The sequence below is a fragment of the Catellatospora tritici genome (assembly GCF_019083965.1).
Classification (GTDB): Bacteria; Actinomycetota; Actinomycetes; order Mycobacteriales; family Micromonosporaceae; genus Catellatospora; species Catellatospora tritici.
This window is the reverse complement of record NZ_JAHRCY010000006.1, coordinates 316,122-336,185: the sequence shown is the minus strand read 5'-3', so window position 1 is coordinate 336,185 and position 20,064 is coordinate 316,122. Positions and strand designations below refer to the sequence as shown.

At 72.4% G+C, this 20,064-nt stretch carries 24 protein-coding genes; 13 read left to right on the top strand and 11 right to left on the bottom strand.

Features of this window, described 5'->3' with window-relative positions:
• Positions 1 to 14: 14 nt before the first annotated feature.
• Positions 15 to 788, bottom strand: a complete 774-nt coding sequence (locus tag KUA19_RS42835) for a HoxN/HupN/NixA family nickel/cobalt transporter (protein WP_254549585.1) — start codon at positions 786 to 788, stop codon at positions 15 to 17.
• A 250-nt stretch (positions 789 to 1,038) separates the two neighbouring features.
• Here KUA19_RS42835 and KUA19_RS16270 point away from each other — a divergent pair, with 250 nt between their 5' ends.
• Positions 1,039 to 1,587: a hypothetical protein gene (locus KUA19_RS16270; protein ID WP_217396838.1), complete on the top strand. Its 549-nt coding sequence runs from the start codon at positions 1,039 to 1,041 to the stop codon at positions 1,585 to 1,587.
• A gap of 155 nt (positions 1,588 to 1,742) precedes the next feature.
• On the opposite strand, the gene KUA19_RS16265 is transcribed toward KUA19_RS16270, so the two are convergent.
• The 4 genes from KUA19_RS16265 to KUA19_RS16250 all read right to left on the bottom strand — a co-directional run bounded on the left by KUA19_RS16265 (position 1,743) and on the right by KUA19_RS16250 (position 4,330).
• Entirely contained in the window at positions 1,743 to 2,744 is a 1,002-nt protein-coding gene (locus KUA19_RS16265) for an aldo/keto reductase (protein WP_217396837.1), read from the bottom strand.
• Between the two features lie 61 nt (positions 2,745 to 2,805).
• Positions 2,806 to 3,303 (bottom strand): GNAT family N-acetyltransferase, encoded by a 498-nt coding sequence (locus KUA19_RS16260; protein ID WP_217396836.1) that lies wholly within the window; start codon positions 3,301 to 3,303, stop codon positions 2,806 to 2,808.
• A 74-nt stretch (positions 3,304 to 3,377) separates the two neighbouring features.
• The gene (locus KUA19_RS16255) at positions 3,378 to 3,563 is read right to left on the bottom strand and encodes a hypothetical protein (protein ID WP_217396835.1); all 186 of its coding nucleotides are present in this window, start codon (positions 3,561 to 3,563) and stop codon (positions 3,378 to 3,380) included.
• Positions 3,564 to 3,595: 32 nt separating this feature from the next.
• Positions 3,596 to 4,330 carry a CBS domain-containing protein gene (locus KUA19_RS16250; RefSeq protein WP_217396834.1) on the bottom strand — a complete coding sequence of 245 codons (735 nt, stop codon included), beginning with the start codon at positions 4,328 to 4,330 and terminating at the stop codon, positions 3,596 to 3,598.
• A gap of 139 nt (positions 4,331 to 4,469) precedes the next feature.
• Between KUA19_RS16250 and KUA19_RS16245 the strand changes: the two genes are divergently transcribed.
• A complete protein-coding gene (locus tag KUA19_RS16245) occupies positions 4,470 to 4,721 on the top strand; it encodes a DUF6158 family protein (protein WP_217396833.1) in 252 nt (83 codons plus the stop codon).
• On the opposite strand, the gene KUA19_RS44565 is transcribed toward KUA19_RS16245, so the two are convergent.
• A complete protein-coding gene (locus KUA19_RS44565) occupies positions 4,702 to 4,935 on the bottom strand; it encodes a helix-turn-helix transcriptional regulator (RefSeq protein ID WP_217396832.1) in 234 nt (77 codons plus the stop codon). The two genes, KUA19_RS16245 and KUA19_RS44565, sit on opposite strands and share 20 nt — an antisense overlap.
• 663 nt (positions 4,936 to 5,598) lie before the next feature.
• Here KUA19_RS44565 and KUA19_RS16235 point away from each other — a divergent pair.
• Positions 5,599 to 6,897 carry a cytochrome P450 gene (locus KUA19_RS16235; RefSeq protein ID WP_254549452.1) on the top strand — a complete coding sequence of 433 codons (1,299 nt, stop codon included), beginning with the start codon at positions 5,599 to 5,601 and terminating at the stop codon, positions 6,895 to 6,897.
• A gap of 363 nt (positions 6,898 to 7,260) precedes the next feature.
• Complete coding sequence (locus KUA19_RS16230; protein WP_217396830.1) at positions 7,261 to 8,088, top strand: hypothetical protein; 828 nt, start codon at positions 7,261 to 7,263, stop codon at positions 8,086 to 8,088.
• Positions 8,089 to 8,311: 223 nt separating this feature from the next.
• Here the strand turns inward: KUA19_RS16230 and KUA19_RS16225 are convergent, their stop codons facing one another.
• On the bottom strand, positions 8,312 to 8,791 hold the full coding sequence (locus KUA19_RS16225) for a GNAT family N-acetyltransferase (protein WP_217396829.1): 480 nt from the start codon (positions 8,789 to 8,791) through the stop codon (positions 8,312 to 8,314).
• Between the two features lie 88 nt (positions 8,792 to 8,879).
• Between KUA19_RS16225 and KUA19_RS16220 the strand changes: the two genes are divergently transcribed.
• The 3 genes from KUA19_RS16220 (at position 8,880) to KUA19_RS16210 (ending at position 10,202) form a co-directional block, all read left to right on the top strand.
• Positions 8,880 to 9,125: a DUF5522 domain-containing protein gene (locus KUA19_RS16220; RefSeq protein WP_308167466.1), complete on the top strand. Its 246-nt coding sequence runs from the start codon at positions 8,880 to 8,882 to the stop codon at positions 9,123 to 9,125.
• Positions 9,126 to 9,256: 131 nt separating this feature from the next.
• Positions 9,257 to 9,751, top strand: coding sequence for a helix-turn-helix transcriptional regulator (locus KUA19_RS16215; RefSeq protein ID WP_217396828.1), 495 nt, complete (start codon positions 9,257 to 9,259; stop codon positions 9,749 to 9,751).
• A 22-nt stretch (positions 9,752 to 9,773) separates the two neighbouring features.
• Entirely contained in the window at positions 9,774 to 10,202 is a 429-nt protein-coding gene (locus tag KUA19_RS16210; protein ID WP_217396827.1) for a VOC family protein, read from the top strand.
• A 238-nt stretch (positions 10,203 to 10,440) separates the two neighbouring features.
• On the opposite strand, the gene KUA19_RS16205 is transcribed toward KUA19_RS16210, so the two are convergent.
• Positions 10,441 to 11,970 (bottom strand): MFS transporter, encoded by a 1,530-nt coding sequence (locus KUA19_RS16205; protein WP_217396826.1) that lies wholly within the window; start codon positions 11,968 to 11,970, stop codon positions 10,441 to 10,443.
• A 200-nt stretch (positions 11,971 to 12,170) separates the two neighbouring features.
• Between KUA19_RS16205 and KUA19_RS16200 the strand changes: the two genes are divergently transcribed.
• The 3 genes from KUA19_RS16200 to KUA19_RS16190 all read left to right on the top strand — a co-directional run bounded on the left by KUA19_RS16200 (position 12,171) and on the right by KUA19_RS16190 (position 14,746).
• Positions 12,171 to 12,533: a YciI family protein gene (locus KUA19_RS16200; protein WP_217396825.1), complete on the top strand. Its 363-nt coding sequence runs from the start codon at positions 12,171 to 12,173 to the stop codon at positions 12,531 to 12,533.
• Positions 12,530 to 13,765 carry an RNA polymerase sigma factor gene (locus KUA19_RS16195; protein ID WP_217396824.1) on the top strand — a complete coding sequence of 412 codons (1,236 nt, stop codon included), beginning with the start codon at positions 12,530 to 12,532 and terminating at the stop codon, positions 13,763 to 13,765. The genes KUA19_RS16200 and KUA19_RS16195 overlap by 4 nt, the downstream gene beginning before the upstream one ends.
• A 147-nt stretch (positions 13,766 to 13,912) precedes the next feature.
• Positions 13,913 to 14,746 (top strand): alpha/beta fold hydrolase, encoded by an 834-nt coding sequence (locus KUA19_RS16190; RefSeq protein WP_254549450.1) that lies wholly within the window; start codon positions 13,913 to 13,915, stop codon positions 14,744 to 14,746.
• A 12-nt stretch (positions 14,747 to 14,758) separates the two neighbouring features.
• On the opposite strand, the gene KUA19_RS16185 is transcribed toward KUA19_RS16190, so the two are convergent.
• Both KUA19_RS16185 and KUA19_RS16180 read right to left on the bottom strand, forming a co-directional pair.
• On the bottom strand, positions 14,759 to 14,959 hold the full coding sequence (locus tag KUA19_RS16185) for a DUF397 domain-containing protein (RefSeq protein ID WP_217396823.1): 201 nt from the start codon (positions 14,957 to 14,959) through the stop codon (positions 14,759 to 14,761).
• Between the two features lie 19 nt (positions 14,960 to 14,978).
• Entirely contained in the window at positions 14,979 to 15,833 is an 855-nt protein-coding gene (locus tag KUA19_RS16180) for a helix-turn-helix domain-containing protein (protein WP_217396822.1), read from the bottom strand.
• A 320-nt stretch (positions 15,834 to 16,153) separates the two neighbouring features.
• On the opposite strand from KUA19_RS16180, the gene KUA19_RS16175 reads away from it, so the two are divergent.
• A complete protein-coding gene (locus KUA19_RS16175) occupies positions 16,154 to 16,960 on the top strand; it encodes a DUF4253 domain-containing protein (protein ID WP_217396821.1) in 807 nt (268 codons plus the stop codon).
• Positions 16,961 to 16,966: 6 nt separating this feature from the next.
• On the opposite strand, the gene KUA19_RS16170 is transcribed toward KUA19_RS16175, so the two are convergent.
• Positions 16,967 to 18,232, bottom strand: a complete 1,266-nt coding sequence (locus KUA19_RS16170; protein ID WP_217396820.1) for an NAD(P)/FAD-dependent oxidoreductase — start codon at positions 18,230 to 18,232, stop codon at positions 16,967 to 16,969.
• Positions 18,233 to 18,347: 115 nt separating this feature from the next.
• Between KUA19_RS16170 and KUA19_RS16165 the strand changes: the two genes are divergently transcribed.
• A complete protein-coding gene (locus KUA19_RS16165) occupies positions 18,348 to 18,911 on the top strand; it encodes an RNA polymerase sigma factor (RefSeq protein WP_217396819.1) in 564 nt (187 codons plus the stop codon).
• Positions 18,908 to 19,993: a hypothetical protein gene (locus tag KUA19_RS16160; protein ID WP_217396818.1), complete on the top strand. Its 1,086-nt coding sequence runs from the start codon at positions 18,908 to 18,910 to the stop codon at positions 19,991 to 19,993. The genes KUA19_RS16165 and KUA19_RS16160 overlap by 4 nt, the downstream gene beginning before the upstream one ends.
• Positions 19,994 to 20,064 lie beyond the last annotated feature (71 nt).

Here is a 20,064-nt window from a genome sequence, read left to right as displayed (position 1 = left end):
AGGATTCGCGCAGCTCAGAGGGCCAGTGCCCGGGTCGCGACACCGAGTCCGATCACGACGACCGTCGCGGAGGTGAACAGGGGCACCAGCCGCCAGGCCCGGTGGCGCAGCCAGCTTCGCCCCCGGCCGTACGCGGAAACCCGCTCCAACCAGGCCCGCATCCGGGTCAGCAGCAGCCCCAACCCGACCAGCGTCACCGCCATGCCCACTCCGTACCCCGCCACCAGCAGCACGCCGAACCAGGCCCGCCCCAGTCCCACCGCGCCGAGCAGCACCACCACCGCCGACGGACTCGGGGCCAGACCACCGGCCAGTCCCATCGCGACCACGCCGCGCCCGCGCATCAGCCCGTGCTCGTGCTCGTGCTCGTGGTCCGCGCGCGGGCCGTGCCGCAGGGTTCGGTACGCCCGCCGCAGCAGCGACACGCCGACTCCGGCGACCAGCAGTCCACTCACGGCGGTGAGCAGTGCGTACACCCCGTGTGAGGCGAAGTGCAGGCCGCCCGCGAGCACGATCCCGAGCAGCAGCGTGCCCGCGGTGTGCGTCAACGCCACCGTCGCGGCCAGCGTCGCCGCCTGCCGCACCGCCCCCCGCCCGGCCACCAGGTACGTCGCCATCATGACCTTGCCGTGACCCGGCGCCAGCGCGTGCGCCGCACCCAGCACGACCGCCACCAGCAGCGCGAGCAGCGCGAACCCCGGGGTGAGCCGGTGCGCGCCGACCATCGCGGTGAACGCCGTGGTGAGCCGGTCGAGCAGTGCGCCGTGGTCGTGTCCCTGCGTACCCATCGCGCCCCCCGACCTCGTACTCCGCGATGTCAACGCGGGTACGTCGGCCGGGACACGCGACGCGCAAGAACCGGGACAATTGTCAAATAACCGTCACTCAACGTGCATCGGCGCGTTGGCCAGGTGAGTCGGGGAGTTATGTCCTGTTCATACCGTTATACCCGCCATGGTCCCGTATCCCGGCCAGCGCCGTCGCGTTGACGAAAGTGGTGTCACCACCTGGCCACGACTCGAGACGAAGGACCACTTGATGGGTATCACGGGAACGCCGGTCCGCCGCGCCACTCTCGCCGCAGTGGCCACCCCGGCCGCCGTGCTGCTCGCGACGGGCGTGCTCGGACTGCTCGCCCCCGGTGACGGCCACGCCGCCGAGCGCGGCAAGCACCACGGCTACGGCACCCACTCGCCCTCGCCCCGACCGCACTCCCCGTCGCCCTCGCCCCGACCGCATTCCTCATCGCCCTCGCCAGACCACGGCTCGCCGAGCCCGTCGCGGTCGCATCGGCACTCGCCGTCCCCGTCGTCCTCGCTGTCCACGCACAGCGAGTCGCCCTGGCCGTCGGAGACGCCCCGGGATCACGACGACGACCACCACGACGAGGACGGTCAGCGCCACGACGACGGTGACGACGAACTCCCGCGCACCGGCGGGTCAGGCCCGTCGACCGGGACGCTGACCGCGATCGGCTCGACGATCGTGCTCGGCGGTGCGGGCGCGCTCTGGCTGGCCGCTCTGCTCTCCCGCCGCAACGAGCGCCCGCTCACCGCTGGTCCCGCCAAGCGCCGCCGCCGCGCCTAGCCGCCGGCAGGCAGGCGTCAAGACCATCGAAGTTGCCGGGCAATCGGGGTTCTCGGCGCTCACATACCCCCGATTGCCCGGCAACATGAACGATCAACCGACCGGCGACCCGCCTGCGTGGGCGTGCGTGGGAGTGCGTGGGCGGTCGGGTCTGGTCACCAGCGTTGGTGCACCTGCGGCCGGATCAGCTCGTCGTAGACCTCGGTCACCGTACGCAGCGCCGACTCCGGCAGCGGCGCCAGCGCGGCGGCGGCCGCGTTCGCTTCGGCCTGGGCGGCGTTGCGCGCCCCCGGGATCACCACGCTCACGCCCGGCTGGTCCACGATCCAGCGCAGTGCGAACTGCGCCATCGTCGCGCCGTCGGGCACCAGCGGGGCCAGTCGGCGCACTGCGGCCAGGCCGGTGGCGAAGTCGACGCCCGAGAACGTCTCGCCGACGTCGAACGCCTCCCCGTGCCGGTTGTAGTTGCGGTGGTCGTCGGCCCCGAACACGGTGTTCTCGTCGTAGCGCCCCGACAGCAGACCGCTGGCCAGCGGCACCCGGGCGATGATGCCGACCCCGGCGGCCGCGGCGGCGGGCAGCACCCGCTCCAGCGGCTTGAGCCGCAGCGCGTTGAGGATGATCTGCACCGAGGCCATGTGCGGCCGGGCGATGGCGGCCAACGCCTCGTCGCAGGTCTCGACGCTGACGCCGTACGCGGCGATCCGCTTCTCCTCGACCATCGTGTCCAACGCGTCGAACACCGCGTCGACGCCGTAGACGGCGGTCGGCGGGCAGTGCAGCTGCACCAGGTCGAGCGTGTCCACGCCCAGGTTCTCCCGGGACCGGTCGTTCCAGGCCCGGAACGCGTCCAGGTGGTACGCCTGCGGCGTCTGCGGCACCCGGCGCCCCATCTTGGTCGCCACGGTCAGCTCGCGCCCCGCGCCGCCCGCACCCGGGCCGAACTGCTTCAGGAACGTCCCGATCAGCCGCTCGCTGCGGCCGTCGCCGTACACGTCGGCGGTGTCGATGAAGGTGACGCCCGCGTCCACGGCGGCGCCGAGCACCGCCAGGGCGTCGTCCTCGGCGACGTCACCCCAGTCGGCGCCGAGCTGCCACGCACCGAGTCCGATCACACCCACGCTGCGGCCGGTACGGCCGAGAATCCGCTGCTCCACATCGGCAGCCTAGTCCCGGCCTCCGCTGCCCCGGCAGCGGAGCGGGCGGCGTCGGTGGAAGTTACAGCGGCCGGTGCATCACGATGCAGGGGCGACCGAACTGCAGGTCGGGGCGCCGGTCGACCTCGGTGTAGCCGAGCGAGGTCCAGAACCCGAAGGCCGCCGGGTTGTTCTCCAGCACCGCCAGCCGCACCGCGGCGCAGCCGCGGCCGCGCAGCAGCTCGTGCACCTCGCGCGCGGCCGCGGTGCCCAGCCCGGTGCCCTGCCGACCGGCGTCGACCATGACCAGCCCGATCCAGGGCAGGCCGTCCTTCGGGTGCGCGGCCAGCACGTTCACGATGCCGACGAACGCGCCCCGGTCGTCGCGGACCGCGAACACCTGGGCACCGGCGACGGCCAGGTCCTCGGTGACCGAGGCCAGCACCTGCGCCTCGGTGAGGTCGGGGCCGAACTCGCCGCTGAGGCGGTGGTACGCGGCGTTGCCCGCGTACAGCGCGTGCAGGTCGGCGGCCAGCGGCGTGCCGGGCACGAGGTCGGTCGGGTTCAGGGCGGTCAGCACGATGGGGAAGATACGCGGTCGGCGCGGCGGGACTGGCTGGGCTCCCTGCCGCAGCGGCCAGGAACCGCCGCGGCTCACCGGGGCTCGCGCCGGTTGCGCCGCGACGAGGCGCCGGCGTTCTCGATCGCGCGGACCAGCTCCGCCTTGGTCATCTGCCAGCGCCCGCTGATGTTGAGGCGCTTGGCGACGCCCAGCAGCTGGTCCTTGGTCTCCATCGAGGTGTACCGCAGTTTGCTGCGCATCTCCCGCTGGATGGGCATGGCTCCCGCTCCCTGCTCAAGGCTGGTCAAGGTCACATCATGTCGAGGGTGCCGTCGCGCGGACGCTGCGGGCCGTCGACCTCGGCGTCGAAGTCGTGCCGCCGCTCGCGCCGGGCGGTGTCGTCCCACTCCGAGGTCAGCTCGTTGACGACGTCGACCACGCCGGGCACCGTACGCACCAGGTGCTCGGCGATCTGCGCGGTGCTGCGACGGCCGGTGGCGCCGGTCAGCCGGACCACGCCGTCGACCACCTCCGCGTCGATCTGCGGCGGCTGGACGAACAGCATTCCCTCGATCACGTCATGCACCACGTCGTGCCGGATCGCCTCGTCGGAGCGCCGGTACGTGCGCAGCAGGTCGCGCCGCGACACCATCCCGACGAGCCGGTTCCCCGAGACCACCGGCAACCGTTTGAGCTGCTCGTTCTCCATGATCCGGGCGGCCTCGACCACCGAGGCGCCCGGTCGGACCACGACCGCGGGGCTCGTCATCAGATCCTCGGCGGTGTCCCCGGCGGCCTTGGCCCGCGCCACCGCGCGACGGCGCCGCTCGAACAGCCGCCGCTGCGGCTCCTCGCCGGTCAGCGCGAGCTTGTGCAGCAGATCGGCCTCGGAGACCACGCCGAGCACGGCCCCGTCCGGGCCGACCACCGGCATCGCGCTGATGCCGTGCTCGGCCAACAGATCGACGATCTCCCGGTACGACGTCTGCGGCGTCACGCTGACCACGGGCGCCGTCATCACGTCCGCCACGGTGCGCGTCGCCATCCGGCGCACCCCCTCCCCGTCGGGGCCCCCGTCACACACCGGCAGGCATGTTCGGCCGCGCCGGTGGGTACATGACACTTGTGATCGTACCGAGTCCGGCATAACCAGCTATGACGGATCAAAATACCCGGGGTATGACATGACGACGATGCGTACGGCCGACCACAACGGCATCCCCGCGGGCGAGTTGAGCGACCACGAACTCGCCCGTGAACTGGCCTCGCTGCACCGCACCCGACATGAGACCTTCGTGCACGGATCGGACAGCGCCCTGGCCAACCATGACGAGCGCAGCCGGGAGCTGGAGCTCGAATACCTGCGCCGCTTCCCGGGTCGCGACCCCGACCCGCGGCGGCTCCGTCCGGGAGGCGCTATTTCAGCTCGTTCATGAGGATCGAGGCCATGTCGATCCAGCCGTAGAAGGTGGCGATCGCGCACAGCGCGCCGCGGTTGGGGGCGCCCACCCGGTCCATCAGGGCCCGCAGGTGGCGCTGCATGGTGCGTACGGCGACGTTGAGCTGGGAGGCGATCTGTTCGTCCCCGTGATCGGTGATGATCATCTCGACCATCAGCCGCTCCTCCGCCGAGATTGCCGCTGCGTCCACCACACCCCTCCCCGTCCACACCAGGGTCGTCGCCGTCCCGCCAGGCGACACGAGTCGGCTTGAATCTTCCGACCGTCTACTTCCGACGTCAAGTGGGGCCGTCGTCGGACCGGTATTTCCCAGCCGATTGCCAGGTTGACCGCCTCCAGGCCGACCTGCGCGGATGTGACTGGAAGCGGTCGACGGCGATGGGCGCGAGTCGGCTTCTGACGGCCTCACGACAGGCTGCGGCGGATCGATTCTCGACCCTCTCGCGCGCTTTCGACGGCGGGCGGCGTCAGCCGAGGCGCCCGACGTCCGCTGCTTGCCAATCATCGGTTCAGGCACCCTGGCTGGGCCATCCGGCCAACTCGGACCAACCATGTGGGCAAGGATAGTGGTCCAGCCCCGGTCAGGTGAACCTCGTCGATGCGACCTTGACAGTGTTGTGACCAATCGGTAGGCCGCCCGTCCGCACCAGCGCGGCGATGGGCGGATCACCCAGCTGTGTTGGCGTTTTGGCGTCAACTTCCGTTCCGCCACTTCCAGAGGCGCGGCGCACGGTCCTAGCCTTTGCTCGTCTGACCCCGCGACGATTCGGGCGGCCCAGGTCAGGGCCATACCGTCATCGTTTTATGCGGATTTTTCGATGCCGATTTGTGATACTTCGTGGAGATAAGAGCCATGGGCGCGCCAACATCCATAACCTTCGATGGAACGCCGACCGTGCCGCTCGGCCCGCTCTTCTCCGCGCGCGTGCGCAGCGACCCGTTCGCGTACTACCGGTCCCTGCACGAACTCGGCGCACCGGTGCTGGCCATCGAACAGCCCGCGCGATACCGGTTCATCCTCTGCGGCTTCGAGGCGGCCAGCCAGGCGCTGCGCGACCCGGCGTTCCAGGTGCTCGACGGCACCATGATGGCGCTGCCGCCGTCCTGGGAGGAACGCCGCACGCACGCGGTCTTCTGCCATTCGATGATGTTCACCAACCCGCCGCGGCAGACCCTGATGCGCCGCCTGTTCGCGCACACCTTCACCCCGCGCCGGATCATGGATCTCGAACCGCAGATCGACGAGATCTGCGCGGACCTGCTCGACGCGATGGCCCGCCGCGCCGCCGCGGGCGAGCCGGTGGACTTCATGCGCGACTTCGCGTTCCCGATGCCCGCCGCGGTGCTGGGCAGGCTGCTGGGCGTGCCCGACTCGGATCTGCCCTGGTACCGGCCGCGCGCGGCGGAGTTGGCCAAGGTGATCGAGCTCGGCGGCAGCACCGAGGAGAACATGCGCCGGGCCGACCGGGCGTCGGAGGAGCTGACCGACTACTTCGCCGAGGTGGTGGCGCAGCGACGCGCCCGCCCGGCCGACGATCTGATCACGGCGCTGGTCCAGGCGCAGGCGGCGGAGGAGGACCAGCTCACCGACCGGGAGCTGCTGTCGAACCTGGTCGTGGTCTTCAACGCGGGGTTCGTCACCACCGTGCACCTGCTGGGCAACGGGCTCACCCTGCTGCTGGAGCAGCCCGAGCTGTGGGAGCGGGCGCTGACCGACCGGTCCGTGCTGCCCGGGTACGTGGACGAGATCCTGCGCTGCCAGGGCCCGACCCACTTCGTGGTGCGCAAGGCCGTCACCGACGTCGAGGTCTGCGGCACGCCGATCCCGGCGGGCAGCGAGGTGCTGGTGCTGCTGGCCGCGGCCAACCGCGACCCGTCCCGGTACGCCGACCCGGACCGGTTCGACCCGCACCGGCCGCAGCGGCCGCACCTGGCCTTCAGCAGTGGCGCGCACTACTGCCTGGGCGCCGCGCTGGCCAAGATGGAGGGTGAGCGCGGCTTGAGCGCGCTGCTCGACCGGTTCCCCGGCATCGGCCTGGCCGTCGAGCCGCCGGTGCCGCACCAGCTCATGCTGCGCGGCCACGAGGAGCTGTGGGTACGGCTGAGCGCAGGCTTCCCCGCCGCGCAGCCGGCGGGGTCGCTCGCGCAGTGAACCGACCGGGACTCAGTGCCCAGTGAAGAGGACTTTGACCCGCTTGCGCCCGTTTTGGACTGACGCGTCGCTCCGCAGCTGACCCGCCACGTCGTCTGCGGCCGAACGGGAGTCCAGGTTGTGCACGGCGTCTCGCTGCTCCGGCCAACGCAGCTCGTCCCGACCGCCGCCATTGGGATCCAACGGACGAATCCGGCTGACGACCACAACCCACTGGCCTGCCGGCTTTCGCCTCCTCCAGAACATGTCTCCTCCGTCTCCCGCGTTCGCCAGTTGCCCACCGTACCTTGGCGCCGTTACACCGGCAGCCCTCGGTCGCCGGGGGTACGGTTGAGGCCGGCCGGCCTCACCGGGGAGGGCATGGTGACGACTCGATTCCCGTCGATCGGCGTCGACGTGCGGAGCCCGGACCAGCTGCGCGATCTCATAGCGACGATCCTCGCCGCCGCCGAGCCCGTGCAGGTCGACCGGGAACGCTGCGATCACGTGTGGACCGACCCCTCCGCCGCCCGGGTCGTGGTGCAGGCCAGGGGCGGACTCATCGAGGGCGTACGCACCGGACTCGCCGGCAGCGCACCCGCCGTGGCCTGCACCGACGTACGGCTGATGGACGACCGGGTGGCCACCCTGAACCTGCTCGACGAGACCGAGGGCAACCTGCTCTGCTCCGTCGCCGTCGAGCTGGAGGACCACTCGCTGCTGCGGTTGGCGGGCGGACGGCTGGCGCGCGGACAACTGGTGCTGTCCGTACTGGCCGACCGGATCACCGTCTACCCCGATCTCGGGTCGTATCAGGAGAAAACCGGCGCGGAGGGTGACCACGGCCACCTGCTCAGCCAGGAACTACGACCCCCACCCGCCGCCCCCGGCGACTGGGCGCCCACTGCCGAGGTCGACTTCACCGCCACCGTCCAGCGCGCCGAGGCCCGCGTCAACTCGCTGACCGGCACCGAATTCCACTGGCTGCGCCTCAGCGCCCGACCCGCGCTCGACCTCGACCTCGCCGCGGGCACCGCCCAGCTCGCCGAACCACCCGCACCCGGCAGTGTCGTCACCGGCCGTGGCCTGCTCACCGGCCGCCTCAACCTGCACCCGGGCGACCTGCCCCGGCAGCCCGGACCAGCCCGGACCCTGATCCGGCGGATGCGCCACCGGATCACGCTGCGGCTGCCGCGACGCCCCACCGGCTGAACCCACAGCGAAGGACCTGCCTCACCATGCAGAAGCAGGTCCCACCTGTCACCCACAAGGTCGTGCCCCGAACGGGTGCGTCGCCGCCAGGACTTCGTGAGCCTCCGGCGCGGAAACAGCCTCTCGGACAACGCCAGTGACGTCCGATGGCGACATCATCACAGCCGGTCGGCCACCGCGCCTCACCCGACCGTGCAAGCCTGACTGTGCGGCAGTCGCGCCTTCACCGGCGACCGGTGTGCAACCGCATCGTCGGGTGGCCGCTGACCTCGAAGCCGAACTCCTGATACAACGGCGCGCCGTCCTCGCTCGCCTGCAGTTTGATGCTGGCCACCCCGCGCTCGACGAACCACGCCAGCAAGGCTCGCAGGCAGGCCCGAGCCAGCCCCCGGCGTCGGTGGTCAGGGTCGGTGACCACGTTGAAGACGTACCCCGTGCGGCCGCTCGGGTTCAGGGGGCCGCCCAGCCGCACATCGATCGCACCGACCGCGCACGCGACCAGGCCCACGCCGTCCGGTCCCGGCACCACGTACGCGGCGAAGTCTCCGTCCGGGTCGGCCAGCAGTCGACGAACATCGGTGCCCACCTGCTCCTGCCATTCGCCGTCCGGCACCCGCTCGCCCGCCATCGCGCTGAGCATCACCGTACGCAGCCGCACGATCTCGGCCGCATCGGCGGCCACCGCTCGCCTCACCTCGATCACGCGCCGACGCTACCCGAGTCACCCGGCCGTCACCGCCCCTCGGAATCCGGGTGCGGGGCGGCGTGGCACCGCGCGGTATCGTCACCGCGTGCGCGCACCCCGGCATCGACGTACATTGGCCCCGCGTGGGCTCGACGAGCCGCATCCGACCAGGTTGCACGCCGACCACCCGCAGCGCGAGGAGATCCTGCGGCGGCACGACGAGGCGCTGACCGGCGGGCAGCCCGGCTACCTCGACCCGAGCAACGGCCTGTTCGTGCTGAGCGCCGCGTTCCTGGCCAAGCGCGGCTTCTGCTGCGACCGCGGCTGCCGCCACTGCCCATACGTGGACTGACCCGCGAGTGAGCGGGCGGGGACCTGGCGCACGTCCGCCTGGTCGCCTTCGACCGCGCGACCTACGACCTGCTCGCGGCCGAGCTCGGCTGATCCGCCGAAAACGTCGGTATCCGCCCCTACGCTGGCGGCATGTCGCGCGGCGGGACACGGGGCGGGGCGCGCAACAGCCGGAAGGTGCCGGTCGAGCTGCTGGCGCACCTGCGGCGCTCGCGTGACCACATCGACCGGCACTACGCCGAGCCGCTGGTGCTGGACGCGCTGGCCCGCGTGGCTCGGGTGTCGAAGTTCCACTTCGTGCGCAGCTTCGAGGCCGTGTACGGCGAGACGCCGATCCGCTACCTGACCCGCCGTCGGATCGAGCGCGCCCAGGACCTGCTGCGCGGCGCGAACCTGACCGTGACCGAGATCTGCATGGCGGTCGGCTTCGCCAGCCTCGGCTCGTTCTCGTCCCGGTTCGCGCAGCTCACCGGCGAGACACCGACGGCGTACCGAGACCGCTGGGCGGTGCGGGGCGGGCCGCACGTGCCCGGCTGCTACCTGTTCATGCGGGGCGTGGTGGATCTGGCGGGCACCACCGGTCACCCGGGCGCGCCCGGCGCAATCTCGGAGAAGCAAGGGCCCTGAGCTGCGGTTTAGGGTCGTACACATGATCACAAACATTTCGCTGGTCACGGTGTACTGCCTCGACCAGGACCAGGCCCGTGACTTCTACGTGGACGTGCTCGGGTTCGCCCCGCGCACCGACATCACCATGGGCGAGGGGTTCCGCTGGGTGACCATCTGCCACCCGAGCCAGCCGGAGCTGGAGGTCACGCTGATGACGCCGGGGCCGCCGCTGGACGCCGACGCCGCCGACTTCGTCCGCCGCCAGTTGGAGCAGGGCAAGATGGGCGGGCTGGGGCTGCGCGTCGACGACTGCCGCCGCACGTACACCGAGCTGGTCGCCAAGGGTGTGACATTCCTGCAGGAGCCCGCCGACCGGCCGTACGGCGTCGAGGCGGTCATGCGCGACAACTCCGGCAACTGGCTCGTCCTGGTCGAACCCCGCGACTTCAAGCCCGACGATTTCGCCTGAGCGACTCCCTCACCCGCCCACCCCCCGGCCCGCGCGGGCGGGCGGGCGGGCGTCGGATAGCTGCAGTTTCGGGGAAACTGCAGCTATCCGGGCTCGGATTCCAACACTTTCCCCGAAACTGCACCCTGCCCGGCCCCACCCTGCCCGGCCCGGCCCTGCCCTGCCCTGCCCGGCCCTGCCGCGCGCGGGCGCGTCCGACCCCGCGCGGGTCCGGCCTGCCCCGGGCGGGTGCGGCCCGTCAGGGGGCGGGGGTGGGTGGGACGTGGCGTAGGGCGCGGACGATGACCACGGCCACGATGGCCAGCACGGTCGCGCTGACCAGGGCCGCGGCGTGCATGCCGGTGGTGAAGGCGGTCCGGGCCGCGCCGAGCACCTGGTCCGCCACCGGTTCGGGCAGCCGCGCCGCTTGGGCGACCGCACCGGCGAGGCTGTCGCGCACCCCGGCCGCCGCCTCGGCGGGCAGTCCCGTGGGCAGGTCGGCGCCGAGCAGACCCCGGTAGATCGCCGTACCGAGGCTGCCGAGCAGGGCGACGCCGAGCGCGAACCCGAACTCGCCGCTGGTCTCGTTCAGCGCCGCCGCCGCTCCGGCCCGCTCCGGCGGTGCCGCCCCGATCACCAGCCCGGTCCCGAGCGTGATGAACGGTCCGGCGCCGAGGTTGGTCAGCGCGAACCCGGTCGCGATCAGCCACGGCGCCGAGCCGGTGCCGACCCGGGTGAGCAGTAGCAGCCCGCAGACCGAGACCGCGATGCCGCCGCCGATCAGGTACGCCGGGCGCAGCCGCCGGGCCAGCAGCGGCGCGACCAGCACGCTGACCAGGCCGCCGAGCACGGCGGGCAGCAGCCAAAGACCGGCCCGCCCGGCGGGCAGCCCCTGCACGAGCTGCAGGTGGGTCGTGATGAACATCATCAGTGCGCCCATCAGCATGGTGCCGAAGAACATGCTGCTCAGCGCGGTGCTGAAGGCGCGGCCCCGGAACAGGGCCAGGTGGAGCAGCGGGTGCTCCAGACGCTGCTGGCGGCGGACGAACAGGACCCCGAACGCGAGCCCGGCCGCGACGGCGAGGGCGGGGCCGGGGCGGGCGCCGCCCCGGGCGAGTTCCTTCAGGCCGTACACGATGGGCAGGATCGCGGCCAGGGACAGGGCGACACTGGCCGGGTCGAGTCGGCCCGCCCCCGGGTCGCGGTACTCCGGCAGCAGGAACGGGCCGACGGCCAACAGCACCAGCATGATCGGCACGCCGAGCAGGAACACCGAGCCCCACCAGAAGTGCTCCAGCATGAGGCCGCCGACGACGGGGCCGATCGCGGTGCCGCCCATGAAGCAGGCGAACCAGATCCCGATGGCCAGGCCGCGCTGGCGGGCGTCGCGGAACATGTTGCTGATCAGGGCGAGCATCGACGGGGCGAGGGTGGCTCCGGCGATGCCGAGCAGCATCCGGGCGGCGATGAGGCTGATCGTGTTCGGCGCGTACGCCGCGAGCACACTGGCGACGCCGAACCCGGCCGCGCCCAGCAGCAGCAACCGGCGCCGCCCGATCCGGTCCCCGAGCGTGCCCATGGTGATCAGGAAGCCGCTGAGCAGGAAACCGTACCCATCCATGATCCACAACTGCTGGCTGCTGCTCGCCCCCAGCGCCCGGCTCAGGTGCGGCAGGGCCAGCAACATCACGAACACGTCGATCGAGACCAGCAGGTTGGGCAGGGCCAGCACGGCCAGCCCGATCCACTCCCGCCGCCCGGCCCGTGGCGCTTCCAGCACCGTCTCCATCGCACTTCCTCCACCTCGTCGCGCACCCGGAGCGGTTCCGGGCGGTTACGCGGGTGGGTCGGCGCCGCGTCCCGGGTCTCGACATCCGGCGCGGGTAGATTCCGGAGAAAATCTTGTCGGGGGTATGTCGAGACGCCGTGCCCCGCTCCGACCCACCCATGACAGCGGCCGCCCGGCCGCGACCACGAAGGAGTGCGGAGATGAAGTACCTGCTGATCATCCACATGAACCCGGCCAACTGGGAGGCGCTGCCCGCCGACGTGCGTGAGGCCGTCATGGCGGGTCACGACGAGTTCCAGCAGGAGCTGAACGGCACCGGCGAGCTGCTCGGGTTCGCGGCGCTGGCCGACCCGTCGCAGACGCGGGTGGCCCGGGTGCGCGACGGCGAGCTGACCGTCACCGACGGGCCCTACCTGGAGGCCAAGGAGTGGCTGGCGGGTTACTACGCGATCGAGACCGACACCCCGGAGCGGGCGTACGAGATCGCCGGGAAGATCCCCGACGCGAAGTACTTCGCGATCGAGGTACGCCCGATCATGGCCTCCTCCGGGCTGGAGATGTGACCCGTACCCCGGTCGAGGACCTGCTGCGCGAACTCGCGCCGCAGGTCCTCGGCATACTCGTGCGCCGCCACGGCGGCTTCGCCGAGTGCGAGGACGCGGTGCAGGAGGCGCTGCTGGCCGCCGCCACCCAGTGGCCCGCGCGGGGTCTGCCCGACCATCCGAAGTCGTGGCTGGTCACCGTCGCCGGTCGGCGCCTGACCGACCAGATCCGCAGCGACGTCGCCCGGCGCCGCCGCGAGGAGTCGGCGTTCGCGGCCACCCCCGCCGACGAGCTGGTCGCGGCCGCGCCCGGCGAGCAGGCCGTGCCCGACTCCGACGACACGCTGACCCTGCTGCTGCTGTGCTGCCACCCGGCGCTGACCGCCGCGTCGCAGGTGGCGCTCACCCTGCGCGCGGTCGGCGGCCTGTCCACCGCCGAGATCGCGCACGCGTTCCTGGTGCCGGAGGCGACGATGGCCCAGCGCATCAGCCGGGCCAAGCAGCGGGTCAAGGCCGCCGGCGCGGTGTTCGCCCCGCCGCCGCCGGACGAGCTGCCCGAACGCATGCGCTCGGTACTGCACGTGCTGTACCTGATCTTCAACGAGGGCTACACCGCCACCTCCGGTGCCAGCCTGCAGCGCACCGAGCTGACCACCGAGGCGATCCGGCTCGCCCGCGTGCTGCGACGGCTGCTGCCCGACGACGGTGAGGTGGCCGGGCTGCTGGCGTTGATGCTGCTCACCGACGCGCGACGGGGCGCCCGCACCGGGCCCGACGGCGAGCTGATCCCGCTGGCCGAGCAGGACCGCAGCCGCTGGCAGACGATGGCCATCGCCGAGGGCGTCGAGCTGACCACCGAGACGCTGCGGTCGGCCCGGCTCGGGCCGTACCAGCTGCAGGCCGCGATCGCGGCCGTGCACGCCGAGGCGCCGACAGCCGCCGACACCGACTGGCGCCAGATCCTGTCGCTGTACCAGCTGCTGTCGCGGCTGTTCCCCAACCCGATGGTGACGCTGAACCAGGCGGTGGCCGAGGCGATGGTGCACGGGCCGCGGGCGGGGCTGGCGCTGCTGTCGACCCTGGACGGCGACGACCGGGTCGCCCGCCACCACCGGCTGTACGCCGTACGCGCGCACCTGCTGGAACTGGCCGGGGAGCCGGCCGCGGCCCGCGCGGAGTACCGCCGCGCCGCCCGCGCCACCACCAGCCTGCCCGAGCAGCGCTACCTGGAGTCCCGCGCCGCCCGCCGCTGACCTGGCACGCGGGACGGCGCCCGCCCCGACGCGACGCGTCGACACCAACGCCCTTCCCACCAGCCCCCACGGCCGTCTTCTGCCAGCCGACGGGGCGTGCAACCTTCCGAGCCGGGCAGCGTCGGACCCGGCGCCTAGGGTCGGGGCATGGTGATCGAAGCGGACCTGAACCTGCCCGGCGGCACGCTGCACATCTACGACACCGGCACCGGCGGCCTGCCCGTCATCTGGCACCACGGCACCCCGAACATCGGCACCCCGCCCGCCCCGCTGTACCCGCGGGCCCGAGACCTCGGCATCCGCTGGATCGGCTACGACCGCCCCGGCTATGGCGGCTCCACCCCGGTCCCCGACCGTGACATCGCCTCGGCCGCGACATACTCGGCCGCCGTCGCCGACGCGCTCGGCCTCGACCGGTTCGCGGTGATGGGCCACTCCGGCGGCGCCCCGCACGCCCTGGCCTGCGCCGCCGTGCTGCCCGACCGGGTGCTCGCCGTCGTGGGCGCGGCGGGCCTGGCCCCCTACGCCGCACCCGGCCTCGACTGGTACGCCGACATGGCCGCCGCCGGCGTCGCCTCGCTGACCGCCGCCGCCCGGGGCCGCGCCGCCAAGGAGGCCCACGAAGCCTCCGGCGCCGAGTACGACCCCGAGTTCACCGAGGCCGACCTGGCCATGTTGGAGGGCGAGTGGCGCTGGCTGCTCGACGTCGTCAACCCGGCCGTGGCAGCCGGTCCGGGCGGCCTGATCAGCGACGATCTGGCGTACACGCATCCGTGGGGCGCCGACCCCGCCCGGATCACCGCCCCGGTGCTGCTGCTGCACGGCGGCCAGGACCGGGTCGTGCCCAGCGCGCACAGCCGCTGGCTCGCCGACCACTGCCCGCACGCCGAGCTGCGCCTGAACCCGGGCGCCGGGCACATCTCGATCCTGTCCGACGCCCCGGCCGCCCTGGACTGGCTGGCCACCCGCGCCGCGGGGTGACCCACACCGGTGCTACGGCAGGTCGAATCGGCCCGCCTTCACCTGCGCCACGAAGGCGGCCCAGGCTTCGGCCCCGAACACCAGCACCGGCCCGGTCGCGTCCTTGGAATCGCGCACGCCCACCGCCGCCGGGGTCAGCGCGACCTCCACGCAGTTGTTCTGATGATCGCTGCGGCTGCTCTTACGCCACCGAGCATGGGACGGATCCAGCATGTCCCGACCTCCAACCCATTCACATTTCCTTGACCATGTCGGCGATGAATACCCGGGAACCGACGTCGCTCAACGCGGCCGAGCGCAGATGGTTGAAGGCGGTGCGGCAGCGGTCGACCTCGGACTGCTCCTCCCAGAAGACCGCGCCGACGAGGTTCTCCGTATGCGCGACCGGCGCGTCCAGCGGATCGGGGAACGCGAACACCACGAACCCGGAGCCCATGCCGAAGTGCACCCCGGCCGCGAACGGAACCACCTGGACCGTGACGTTGGGCAGCTGGCCGATCTCCAGCAGGTGCTCCAGCTGCGCCCGCATGACGCCCGGACCGCCGACCCGGTGCCGCAGCACCGCCTCGTCGAGGATGAACCACGCGTCGGGCGGGTCGGCCCGCCGCAGCACCTGCTGGCGCGCCATCCTCAGCTCGAGCCTGCGCTGCACCGTCTCGGCGTCCAGGGTCGGTCGTACGCCCGCGAACAGTTCCCGGGCGTACGCCTCGGCCTGCAGCAGTCCGGGCACGAAGTGCGCCTCGTAGTTCTGGATCGAGCTCGCCTCGGCCTCCAGCCCGACGAAGATCTTCATCGTCTCCGAGACCACGTCGTTGTAGGCGTACCACCAGCCGCGCTGTCGGGCTTCGCGGGCCAACTGCACCAGCCGGTCGGCCTCCGGGCCGGTCACCCGGTACACCTCGAGCAGCTCGCGCACGTCGCCGGGGCGGATGCCGAGCCGACCGCTCTCGATCCGGCTGATCCGGCTGCCGGTGCAGCCCAGTGCCCGGCCCACCTCGTCGCAGGTCATCCGCGCCGCCTCACGCAGGCGGCGCAGCTCGCCGCACAGTCGCCGACGACGAACGGTGGGACTCTTGGCGCTGACCACAGGTACTCCTCCCGCACTCCAGTCTCGTACCGCGACCGTCCAAACCCAAGTCAATCGATCGGCCAACTTCGAATTGGAATATTGCCAAACCGCACGACGCCAATCAACAATGTGGATGTTCCAGCCGTTCCGCGGTTCGGGGCGGCCAGGACGAACCCCTGCGGCGACTGCTGGCGGCGCAGCCGCAGGCGACGCGGGGTTGCGTCGGGATACGGCTCCCGTCGCGCGGCCGGTCGGCGCGGTGCGGGCAAGGGGCACGCATCAGCCCGACCGGCCTTCCAGCGCGCGAGCTGTCAGCCCCCACGCCTACGCTGCCGCGCATGCCAACCGGATCGCCCCTGCCCGAAGACCTCCACCAGCTGCTGCGCGACGATCCGGAGCGGGACCGCCGCACCCTGTCCGTGCCGCTGCCGCCCGGCCGCCTGGTGACCTCGCAGCAGGGCGGCGACCCGGCCTACTGGCTGAGCGACGAGCCGCCCACGCCCGGCCTCTGGGCCCGGCGGCGGGCCGAGCACCCACGCTCCGGGCTCTGGCCGCTGCTGTTGGAAGGCATGCGGCACCATCCGGAACGCCCCTGGACCACCGGCGAGATACAGGTACTCCCTCGCCAGGCCACCGACCACGACCCGGCCGAACTGCTGCGGGGCTGGTGGCGCGGCGAGACCGGCGACCCCGCCGGTCTGGACTGGATGCATCCGTTCGGCGAGGACTGGCCCGGCCTCGCCCCGTCCCCGGCGCCACGGGCCGACCCCGACGAGCTGGCCGACACGATGGCCGACAGCCTGCCGGCCGACCGGCTCCGCCTGGGCCTGGTCGCCGCGCCCAGCGGCGCGCAGGCCCTGGTGACGGCCGGGTGGCTCGGCCCGTGCAACTACTACGGCACGGCGGAGATCGCCGCAGTGGTACGCGACTGGGAGCAGCGGTTCGGCGCCCGGGTGGTCACCGTCGGGTTCTCCACCCTCGGCCTGAGCGTCGCCGCCCCGCCCATGACCGGACCGGAGGCGCTGGCCGTGGCCGCCGAGCACTTCGCGTGCTGCGCCGACCTGGTCCACCAGGGCGCGGGCACGATCGAGGCGTACGCCGAGGAGCTACTCGGCAGCACGTCGTGGTCGTTCTGGTGGGACTGACCGGCCTCAGCCGAGCAGGTCCGCCAGCGGCACCTCCGGGTCGGTCAGCCGGTCCGGGTCGACGGACCTGCCCGCCCAGCCCGCACGGACCAGGGCTTTCAGGTCGTCCTGCACGTCCCACACGTTGATGTTCATCGCGGCCACCACACACTCGCCGCGCAGCCAGAACGCGATCACCTCGGGCGCCTTGCCGTCCACCACGGCCGGGTCACCGCGGAACACGACCCGGTCGTAGTCGCCCGGCCCGGCCCAGCCGCAGTACTCCATGCCCAGGTCGTACTGGTCGGTGAAGAAGTAGGGCACCGGGTCGTAGCTGACCTCCTGCCCCAGCATCGCCTTGGCCGCGGCCTGGCCGCCGTCGATGGCGTTGGACCAGTGCTCCACCCGCAACCGCCGGTCCAGCATCGGATGAAACGAGTTGGCCACGTCGCCGCAGGCGAACACGTCCGGGTCGCTGGTGCGCAGCGAGGCGTCGACGAGCACACCGTCGTCGACCTCGAGCCCCCCGTGCTCGGCCAGTTCGGTGCGCGGACGGATGCCCACTCCCACCGCGACCAGGTCGACGCCGAGTTCGGTGCCGTCGTCCAGGACGGCGCTGCGGACCCGGCCGTCAAGGGTGCCGAACTCGCGTACGCCGGTGCCGAAGTGGAACTCGACGCCGTTGGCGGCGTGCAGATCGCGGAAGAGGGCGGCCAGCTCGTCGCCGAGCACCCGGTGCAGGGGCGCCTTGCCGGTCTCGACCACGGTCACCGGGCAGCCGTGGCTGCGCGCGGCGGCGGCGACCTCCAACCCGATCCAGCCCGCGCCGACGACCAGCACCTGCGGGGACGGGTCGGCCGTCAGGGCAGCCCGCAGGGTGTCGGAATCGCCGAAGCTGCGCAGGTAGAGCACGCCCTCCTCGTCCGCGCCGGGGGTGTCCAGGATGCGCACGGCCGAGCCGGTGGCCAGCAGGAGGCGGTCGTAGCGGTACTGGTCACCGCCGTCGAGGGTGACCGTGTGCGCCTGCGGGTGCAGGGCCGCCACGCGACGGCCGGTCATCAACTCGACGCGCTGCTGCTCGTACCACGCCGGCTCGTGGACGTACGCCTGCTCACGCGGGTCGTTGCCGAGCAGGTAACCCTTGGACAGCGGCGGCCGTTCGTACGGCACCTCATGCTCCTGTCCGATCAGCAGCACGCGACCGGTGAAACCCTCGGCCCGCAGCGCCTCCGCCGCCTTCGCCCCGGCCAGCGAGGCGCCGACGATGATGAATACCCGCTCGTCCGCACTCATGCCTTCCAGCCTGACGCACGCGGGGCCGCCGGGCCACCCGAAACCGTGCTCTCCACGCTAACCTGCTGGCCCGCCGCCCGGGGAACACGGGGAACGGCTGCGGGCAAGAAGGAGCATGAGTGTGCTGACCGAGTCCGGGCCACCCGAGGTGGCCGAGCCCCCGCCCGACCCAGCCGACGTCGGGGCGGTCTTCGACCGGTACGCCCGCGAGCTGCTGCGCTACGCCACCCAGCGAGTGGGTGAGCAGGCGGCCGAGGATGTGGTCGCGCAGACGTTCCTGGTGGCGTACGAGCAGCGGCAGCGCTTCGACCCCGCCCGGGGCGACCTGCTGCCCTGGCTGTACGGCATCTGCACCAACCTGCTGCGTCGCCAGCGCCGCACCGAGGTGCGCAACCTGCGCCTGCTGGCCGCCGCGAGCTCGCGCGCCGAGCACGTGGAGGCACCCGACACCCGCGGCTCCGAGCGGGTCGACGCGCAGCGGTCGGTGGCCCGGGTGGCGCGGGCGCTGGCCGGGCTGCCCCGGCGCCAGCGCGACGTGCTGCTGCTGTTCGCCGTCGCCGAACTGGAGTACGCCGAGATCGCCACCGCGCTCGGCATCCCGCTCGGCTCGGTGCAGTCCGCGCTGCACCGCGCCCGTACGAAGATCAAATCTGCGCTCACCGACGGAGGCCCCCGATGACCCGCACCGACCCCGACCTGCACGCCGTCCGCGACCTACCGCCGGGCCTGGCCGAGCCCACCGACGCCTCGGTCTCGCGCACCTGGTACCTGCTGTCGGCCCGGCAGACCGCGGCCCAGCGCGGCAGCCGCCACCCGCTGCTGCGGCTGTTCATCCCGGTAGCCGCGGCCGCGCTCGTCGGCGTGGTGACCCTCACCGCGATCAACCTCACCAGCGGCGGCGGGATGGACTTCGCCGCGCCCCAGATCAGCACCATCCACGCCTCCCACCAGCCACTGCCCACCGAGCACGCCGACCACGACCCGAGCCTGACCCGGACCACCCCGGAGGCGGTCGCGGCCCTGGAGGCGCTGGCCCACACCGCCGAGCAGGGCACCGCCACCGTCACGCTCGCCCCGGGCCAGCTCATCCACGTCCAGACCACGGGTTGGGCCGCACACCTCAACGCGGCCGGACCCGGCACGGGTCAGGTCGAGTACCAGCCGCGCAGCATCTGGCTCGACCCCGAGGGCATGGTCGCGCTCAAACTGCTGGCGGGCGACCGGGACATGTTCGCCGGGCCGCGCAGCGACCCGGAGGGCGAGCAGGCCCACGCCCGGCAGTTCCTGGCCGAGCACGGCCCGAGCCTGCTCATGCCGACCCCGCAGTGGCTGGCCTCACTGCCGACCGACCCCGCCCAGCTGCTCGCCGAGTTGCGCGGCGAGATGACCGGCAATGACAAGTGGGCCGTCGACCACCAGGTGTGGGACCAGATGGCACAGGTCTACGCGGACTGCGACATCCTGCTCAGCCCGCAGGTACGGGCGGCGCTGCTGCGGGCGTACACGGGGATGGACGGGCTGACCGTCGGCGAGGTCATGATCGACGACACCCGGTTGATCGCCATCCGGCACACCGACCAGGGTTACGCCGTGGAGATCCTGTTCGACCCGGTCACCGCGTGGGCCGTCGGCCGCCGCTCCGTCGACGCCACCGGCAACCTGCACCTGACCTCCACCGGCTCCAGCCCGGTCTTCGACCCGCTGGTCGCCTACCACGCCACCTGGACCCAGACCATCGTCTCCTCCACCGACGAAAGCTGACCCACCCCGCACCTCCGCCGTCGAGGTGGCACTCCGCCGAGAGCTGGTTCTCGGGGGAGACTCGAAGGCGG

Excerpts from the sequence above, each read along its gene's own strand:
- KUA19_RS42835 (WP_254549585.1), bottom strand. The coding sequence starts at position 788 with ATGGGTACGCAGGGACACGACCACGGCGCACTGCTCGACCGGCTCACC.
- KUA19_RS16270 (WP_217396838.1), top strand. The coding sequence starts at position 1,039 with ATGGGTATCACGGGAACGCCGGTCCGCCGCGCCACTCTCGCCGCAGTG.
- KUA19_RS16255 (WP_217396835.1), bottom strand. The coding sequence starts at position 3,563 with ATGCCCATCCAGCGGGAGATGCGCAGCAAACTGCGGTACACCTCGATG.
- KUA19_RS16250 (WP_217396834.1), bottom strand. The coding sequence starts at position 4,330 with ATGGCGACGCGCACCGTGGCGGACGTGATGACGGCGCCCGTGGTCAGC.
- KUA19_RS16245 (WP_217396833.1), top strand. The coding sequence starts at position 4,470 with ATGACGACGATGCGTACGGCCGACCACAACGGCATCCCCGCGGGCGAG.
- KUA19_RS16235 (WP_254549452.1), top strand. The coding sequence starts at position 5,599 with ATGGGCGCGCCAACATCCATAACCTTCGATGGAACGCCGACCGTGCCG.
- KUA19_RS16215 (WP_217396828.1), top strand. The coding sequence starts at position 9,257 with ATGTCGCGCGGCGGGACACGGGGCGGGGCGCGCAACAGCCGGAAGGTG.
- KUA19_RS16210 (WP_217396827.1), top strand. The coding sequence starts at position 9,774 with ATGATCACAAACATTTCGCTGGTCACGGTGTACTGCCTCGACCAGGAC.
- KUA19_RS16205 (WP_217396826.1), bottom strand. The coding sequence starts at position 11,970 with ATGGAGACGGTGCTGGAAGCGCCACGGGCCGGGCGGCGGGAGTGGATC.
- KUA19_RS16200 (WP_217396825.1), top strand. The coding sequence starts at position 12,171 with ATGAAGTACCTGCTGATCATCCACATGAACCCGGCCAACTGGGAGGCG.
- KUA19_RS16190 (WP_254549450.1), top strand. The coding sequence starts at position 13,913 with ATGGTGATCGAAGCGGACCTGAACCTGCCCGGCGGCACGCTGCACATC.
- KUA19_RS16185 (WP_217396823.1), bottom strand. The coding sequence starts at position 14,959 with ATGCTGGATCCGTCCCATGCTCGGTGGCGTAAGAGCAGCCGCAGCGAT.
- KUA19_RS16175 (WP_217396821.1), top strand. The coding sequence starts at position 16,154 with ATGCCAACCGGATCGCCCCTGCCCGAAGACCTCCACCAGCTGCTGCGC.
- KUA19_RS16170 (WP_217396820.1), bottom strand. The coding sequence starts at position 18,232 with ATGAGTGCGGACGAGCGGGTATTCATCATCGTCGGCGCCTCGCTGGCC.
- KUA19_RS16165 (WP_217396819.1), top strand. The coding sequence starts at position 18,348 with ATGAGTGTGCTGACCGAGTCCGGGCCACCCGAGGTGGCCGAGCCCCCG.
- KUA19_RS16160 (WP_217396818.1), top strand. The coding sequence starts at position 18,908 with ATGACCCGCACCGACCCCGACCTGCACGCCGTCCGCGACCTACCGCCG.